This is a genomic window from Pseudoflavonifractor sp. An184, assembly GCF_002160305.1.
GTDB classification, from domain to species: domain Bacteria; phylum Bacillota; class Clostridia; order Oscillospirales; family Oscillospiraceae; genus Lawsonibacter; species Lawsonibacter pullicola.
The window spans coordinates 1-5,757 of sequence record NZ_NFKI01000095.1 but is presented as its reverse complement, the minus strand read 5'-3'; the positions used below and the strand labels follow the sequence as shown (position 1 = coordinate 5,757).

Genomic DNA, 5,757 nt, shown 5'->3' with positions numbered 1-5,757 from the left:
GGTCCGGGGGGAGGGGGCGGGCGGACAGCCGATAGGCTGTACGACCATTAGCCCCCTCCCCCCGGCAAAATAGGAGGGCTACGCCCTCCTATTTTGTATTATAGGTTAATTTTATGTTATGTAATGATTTATAAATTCGAGACATTTTCAATCATTTAGTAAGGGAACCCAGACCTGAAAATCATGCGGAAGGGGGAAAGGGAGAGCCAAAGAGCGGCGGCCTGCTTGGGCCACCTTTAAGAGAAAGCCACCTCTCCCTTTCCCCCTTGGTGGACTGGGTGCAAACCTGGAGCCAGTTGCTGAACCCCCATTCCCTCTCCGGCTTTCTCCCTGTGAGAGAAAGACTTTTGTCTTTGTTATTATTAGGGCGCAATGACAAAAATTCGAATGACGTTTTTGAGGAAAAACGTCAAGAAGGCTTATTTTCATTTTTTATGATGCCATCTGCGGCATCCAGGCCCAGTTGGATGGCCCAGATTAGACGCTGACGGGCAGCATTTGTCATTTGAGTATTTCCATATGAGTATATGTCATTATTTTCTAGACTTTTCTGCAGAACTTTCAGGATATGCCTAATATCACGGGATGTACGATTATTCGCATCAGCCTTACTAATAATAGTCCATACACCATTTTCATACCTAATCTCTGCGATATAGTCATTAATAAACTTAACTAATTCCTTAACTCGAAGTTTCTGTGGATCAATACCCCAGGATTCTAAAAGGACTTGTTCTGATAACTCGGTTGCTTTTAAAAAGCCGGAATAGTCTTCAAGTATTTCTTTCCAGCAATTATACGGCGGAGATTGTGTAAGAAATGAGTAGGGCACGTTAAAAAAGCGCTCCATTTTTATAAGTATTTTATCGGTCGGTGTTGTATGCTTGTTCTTCCATAAGGAAACAGTGCTTTTATTGAATCCCATCAATTTAGCTGCCTCGCTGGGAGAAATCTCAATATCACGGCAAAGGGCAATATATAGGTCGTAAAAATCGACTTTCATGATGGCCTCCTTAGAAGTTGAGAAAATTTGAAAATACTACTTGACAAAATCGACATCGTGGTATATCATCGGTGTAGATTTAATTGATTCTATTTTATAGCAAAAATAAACTAGAGTCAAGAGAATCTTACCTGCACCTTGATAATTGAATCTTTCAACTCTTTTCTTACTAAAATTTCAATAGGAGGTATTTTCCCATGATAGATTTTAGAAAGTTAAAGACAGAGGTACCCACTAATGCGCACCTCAGCCGTGAGTACGACGCTCATCTCCCGGGTAACGTCCGTTTACATCCTGTTTCCACGGATGTGACCTGTATTGCAGAAGGCATTGACGCTGTTCTGGACAGTTTTGATGCAGTTATCATTCAGGCACCGACGGGATTTGGCAAGACGTACTTTATCTTGCTTGAGGTCTTGCCGAGGGTATTGCAGTCTGGGGGTAAGATGCTGCTGGTCAGTAATCGGCTTGCAGTATCTTATCAGCAGAAACTAGAAGTAATGGAAATGGTCGAGCCGTCTGAGATCGGTTGCCTCACCCCAGAAGGGGTTTTAAAGAAAACTGATTTTGGTCCTGTGAAGATCATGACCTTACAGGCACTGGATTTCTTCCTGTCTACTACGCAGGGAAGAGAGTATGCCAAGGAAGTATCGGTTCTGGTTGTGGATGAAGTCCACTACTTCACATCTGATATTTCTTTCAATCCAAATGCCGCACGGCTACTGAATATAGTCCCTCAGTTGTTCAATGAGGCAACCCGAATCTATATGACGGCTACTCTGGAGGATACCTTACTACCTGTGGCAGAGGCAGAAGGCAGAGCAACGCGTCCCTTGGTAGAGCGTACCGGAGCACGGTTTTCTCCTCTGATGTTGGGGCAAACACCAGTTATTGACTTGTATCAGTATAAATATGGCAAGTACAGTAGCCTGCCCATCCGCTACTTCCATCATGACGATGAACTCTATCATGAAATCAGGGAAAGCGGAGAGGACAAGTGGCTGATCTTTGTTCCATCCAAGGAACGGGGAGCGGTCTTGCAAGAAACCATCGGAGATGATGCCGAGTTTATCTCGGCGGACTCAAAGGGGAGCAATGTGTGGAATCAGTTGCTTGATGAAGAGCGGCTCCCTTGTCGAGTTCTAATAACCACCTCCGTCTTAGACTGTGGCGTAAACATCCACGATGAAGATCTGAAACATGTGGTAATCCCCTTTGAGGATCGCACCATGTTCATACAGGCGCTTGGTCGTGTCCGTTTTAAAGGAACGCCCAAGTTCACTCTCTACATCAAAACTGTCAGTCAAAAACGGCTCAATGGGCTGGTACATAGGAACAGTGCACTATTGTCTTTAGCGGCAGAAATCAAGCAATCCAAGCACTACAACCGTTATGTTGATCGCTTCCGCTTGGAAGGAGATCGCACTAAAGGTGCCCTGCTATACCTTGATTATGACGGCCGTTATAAATTTAATGAGTTGCTATATCACAAACTGCTCCGTCAGGAGAGTTATTACAAGCAGTTGGAGACGGCTATCGACCAGTACGGCGATTCTGCCTTTCCACGCCTGGTCCATCAATGGCTCGGTCAACCTGACTCCTATGATGACCGGAACTGGCTGGATTACAATACCATTCAAGAGGGCATGCAGGATCTGCTATCTTTCTTAGGTGAGTACAGTGGCCGTCACTTGACGTCCGAAGATGAGCAGAGGAAATTCAGTGATGAACTGCACTGTTTTTATCAGAAAATTACGAAAAACAAAAAGGAACCAAGGGGCAAAAGAAAATTTCTGGAAATGGCGGCACTAAATAATTGCCTAGAAGAACTTGGTATAAGCGGTGCTGTTAGAAATGGTGGGGCAGGTGGCGGATGGCATTTTAGTATGGAAGCGGTTGACGATGCAGGTGTGACTGTGGAGCAAGAATAATTTAGAACGGGAGGCTACGGCAAACAAGATAACGGTGGCGGTGGTGGCGGAGTTTAGTATAAATTAGTCTGAAGGAGGAGGTCTGGAGGAAGGTATCGAGCCGGCTCGATTTGGTGGCGGCGGTGGCGGTAGTAGCATGGATATGTGCGTTGCTGAATATAGTTTGAATGCGAGATTTAACTCTATTATTTGAAATCGCATCAAGAAGGTGGTGACACCTATGGCAACTGCGTGTAGTTCCGAAAGCCATGATAGGCCGTACCAGAAACGGGTGATCCGGGTTGTGAATGTCACGCCGACCTATCGCACGGAAGAGCGGGAACGCATGAAACAGATAATTTCCGAACAACTGTACGATGTGTTCTGCAAGTACGCGTTAAGTTAAATCTTGAAGTTGCCGGAGCCGCCCTTGTGCCAACAAGTCAGCGGCTCCGTTCTTTTTGCGATGAGAAGAAGGGAGCAAAACCATGAATCTCATCGATGCCATCTACACCCGGCAATCGGTTGACCGGGCCGACAGCATCTCAGTGGAGAGCCAGGCTGAGTTCTGCAAAAGGGAGGTTGTAGATGCTGATATTAAAGTCTATACGGACAAAGGCTACAGCGGGAAGAATGTTGACCGACCTGCCTTTCAGGAGATGTTGGCCGACATAGAGGCTGGAAAGATTCGCCGGGTCATTGTTTACCGCCTGGACCGGATCAGCCGCTCCGTATTGGACTTCGCCAATATTATTGAAGTATTCCAGCGACACAATGTTGACTTCGTCAGCACCATGGAGAAGTTCGACACGGGAACTCCCATCGGTAAAGCCATGCTGATGATTGTGATGATCTTCGCCCAGTTGGAGCGCGAGACGATTCAACTGCGGGTTCTGGATGCCTACCATTCCCGAAGTAAGAGGGGGTTCTACATGGGAGGCAAAGTACCTTATGGGTTTCGACTAATTGAAACTGTGATAGATGGGGTACGAACCAAGATGTATGAACCGATCCCGGAAGAAGTGGAGATCGCCCGGGAGATCTTCTCCATGTACGCCGAACCGCAGACGTCCTTTGGCGATATTGTACGCTGTTTAGAGGAGAGGCAGGTAAAAAAGCGGGATGGCAATCCCTTTTCAAGACCACGCCTCCGGGATCTGGTAGTCAACCCCGTTTATGTGAAGGCCGACTATCGAATCTATGAGTTCTTCAAGGCGCAAGGCACCAACATCATTAACCCGCCAGAAGATTTCATCGGCACCAATGGAGCCTACCTGTACTCTGGAGATGAGGCAAGTAAACGCAAGACGGTTTCACTGCAAGGACATACTCTGGTACTGGCACCGCACGAGGGGATTATAGATGCTGGGACTTGGATCAAGTGTAGGAGCAAGTGCTTGATCAACAGCCGGGTAGCCAAGCCGGTCAAGGCAAAGGCAACATGGCTGGCCGGGAAGATACGATGCGCTCAGTGTGGCTATGCCCTCAGCGCCAAAACCTACCATTGTAAAACGAAAGCAGACAACCGCTACTTCCTCTGCACGCACAAATATAACACGGGAAGTTGTCATTTTGGCTCTCTAAATGCCGATTTTGTTGAAGATACGGTATTTGAGGAGATGAAGAAGAAACTGGCGGAGTTCCAGACAATATCCAAGCAACAACAAGAGAGTTTTGACTTGCAGACGATTAAACTGAAAAGCCAAATCGAGAAGATTGACCAGGAGATTTCGGGTCTGCTGGATAAGGTTGCCCAGGCCAATGATTCTGTCATGAACTACATCAACATCCGTGTGACGGTACTGGACGCCGAGAAAAAGGAACTATATGCCGAAATTGTACGATTGAATGAAGGGGCAGGGCAGAGCGTAGAAGAACTCTGCGGATATTTGGACTATTGGGGCGAACTGTCGATCAGCGATAGGATAACCGTCGTAGACAGCCTGATCGAAAGTATTTATGCTTCACAGCAAGAAATCAAAATTAACTGGAAGATTTGAAGAACTAATAAATCGCAAATCCATTCCGTTCTGTTTGGAATGGTTCGCCGAAGCGCTGGAAGTGCACGATCTCCCGCTCCCGCAGGAAGCGGATAACATTATTTACGTCCGGATCGTCGGAAAGACGCAGGATGTTGTCATAGGTAAGGCGGGCCTTCTGCTCTGCTGCAATGGTGTAAGAGCAACTTTGACCTATGTTTCTCGCGAGAGAGCGACAGCTGATCTGCCACTCCGAGGGATACAGCCGGGCGTGGCGTCCAACCACGGAGACGTAATGCACTGGTTCCCCAAGTTCGGGAAAAATATGGACGGCTTCCGGGCAGACGTATCCAGGGAGCTGAAAGGAGACGAGGACGACATGACGCAGGAGCAGTTCAATCAGATGATGACCGAGTATGAGCGGACCAAGAATCCGGTCCCTGATAACACCCCGGCGGACTGGGAGGCTCCGGCTGTCCAGTGGGCCAGAGACAACGGGCTCCTGGCAGGGGATGGATCGGGGAACCTGATGCTTCACTCCAACATGACGCGAGCCCAGTTCCTTGTGATGTTGAAGAAGTACCACGAGAAAAAAAGCGAAATTCGGTGAGGGTGTAAAGGGAAAATACTTTTCCACCACCATTTCCACCACCCGGACGCACAGGAACGCTCGGTTTTGCATTTCTTTTTCCAGTTCACAAGGAAAGAAAAAACCCCGAAAGTGCTTGAAAATCAAGGCTTTCGGGGCTTTTTTGAATGAGGGGTTACGACAATCTGGATATTTTCAAGTTCCTTTCAAGGGGACAGGCCTATACGCACCCGGCCTTCTGGCCGGCGGCGCGGGTGCGCCGTACAAGCGTTTTCG

General features: G+C 47.6%; 4 protein-coding genes and 2 pseudogenes. 4 read left to right on the top strand and 2 right to left on the bottom strand.

Going from position 1 to position 5,757, the window contains the following annotated elements:
- Window positions 1–409 precede the first annotated feature (409 nt).
- The gene (locus B5F19_RS16205; protein WP_087292629.1) at window positions 410–1,003 is read right to left on the bottom strand and encodes a helix-turn-helix transcriptional regulator; all 594 of its coding nucleotides are present in this window, start codon (window positions 1,001–1,003) and stop codon (window positions 410–412) included.
- Window positions 1,004–1,200: 197 nt separating this feature from the next.
- Between B5F19_RS16205 and B5F19_RS16200 the strand changes: the two genes are divergently transcribed.
- Window positions 1,201–2,934: a DEAD/DEAH box helicase gene (locus tag B5F19_RS16200; RefSeq protein ID WP_087292626.1), complete on the top strand. Its 1,734-nt coding sequence runs from the start codon at window positions 1,201–1,203 to the stop codon at window positions 2,932–2,934.
- Between the two features lie 467 nt (window positions 2,935–3,401).
- A complete protein-coding gene (locus B5F19_RS16195) occupies window positions 3,402–4,913 on the top strand; it encodes a recombinase family protein (RefSeq protein WP_087292623.1) in 1,512 nt (503 codons plus the stop codon).
- A gap of 4 nt (window positions 4,914–4,917) precedes the next feature.
- Here B5F19_RS16195 and B5F19_RS16190 read toward each other — a convergent pair.
- Window positions 4,918–5,085, bottom strand: a pseudogene (locus B5F19_RS16190) (manganese catalase family protein); the annotation flags it as partial.
- A 37-nt stretch (window positions 5,086–5,122) separates the two neighbouring features.
- On the opposite strand from B5F19_RS16190, the pseudogene B5F19_RS16185 reads away from it, so the two are divergent.
- Window positions 5,123–5,256 (top strand): annotated as a pseudogene (locus tag B5F19_RS16185) (amidase); the annotation flags it as partial.
- Window positions 5,257–5,271: 15 nt separating this feature from the next.
- Window positions 5,272–5,502: an S-layer homology domain-containing protein gene (locus B5F19_RS18145; protein ID WP_343219434.1), complete on the top strand. Its 231-nt coding sequence runs from the start codon at window positions 5,272–5,274 to the stop codon at window positions 5,500–5,502.
- Window positions 5,503–5,757: the final 255 nt, after the last annotated feature.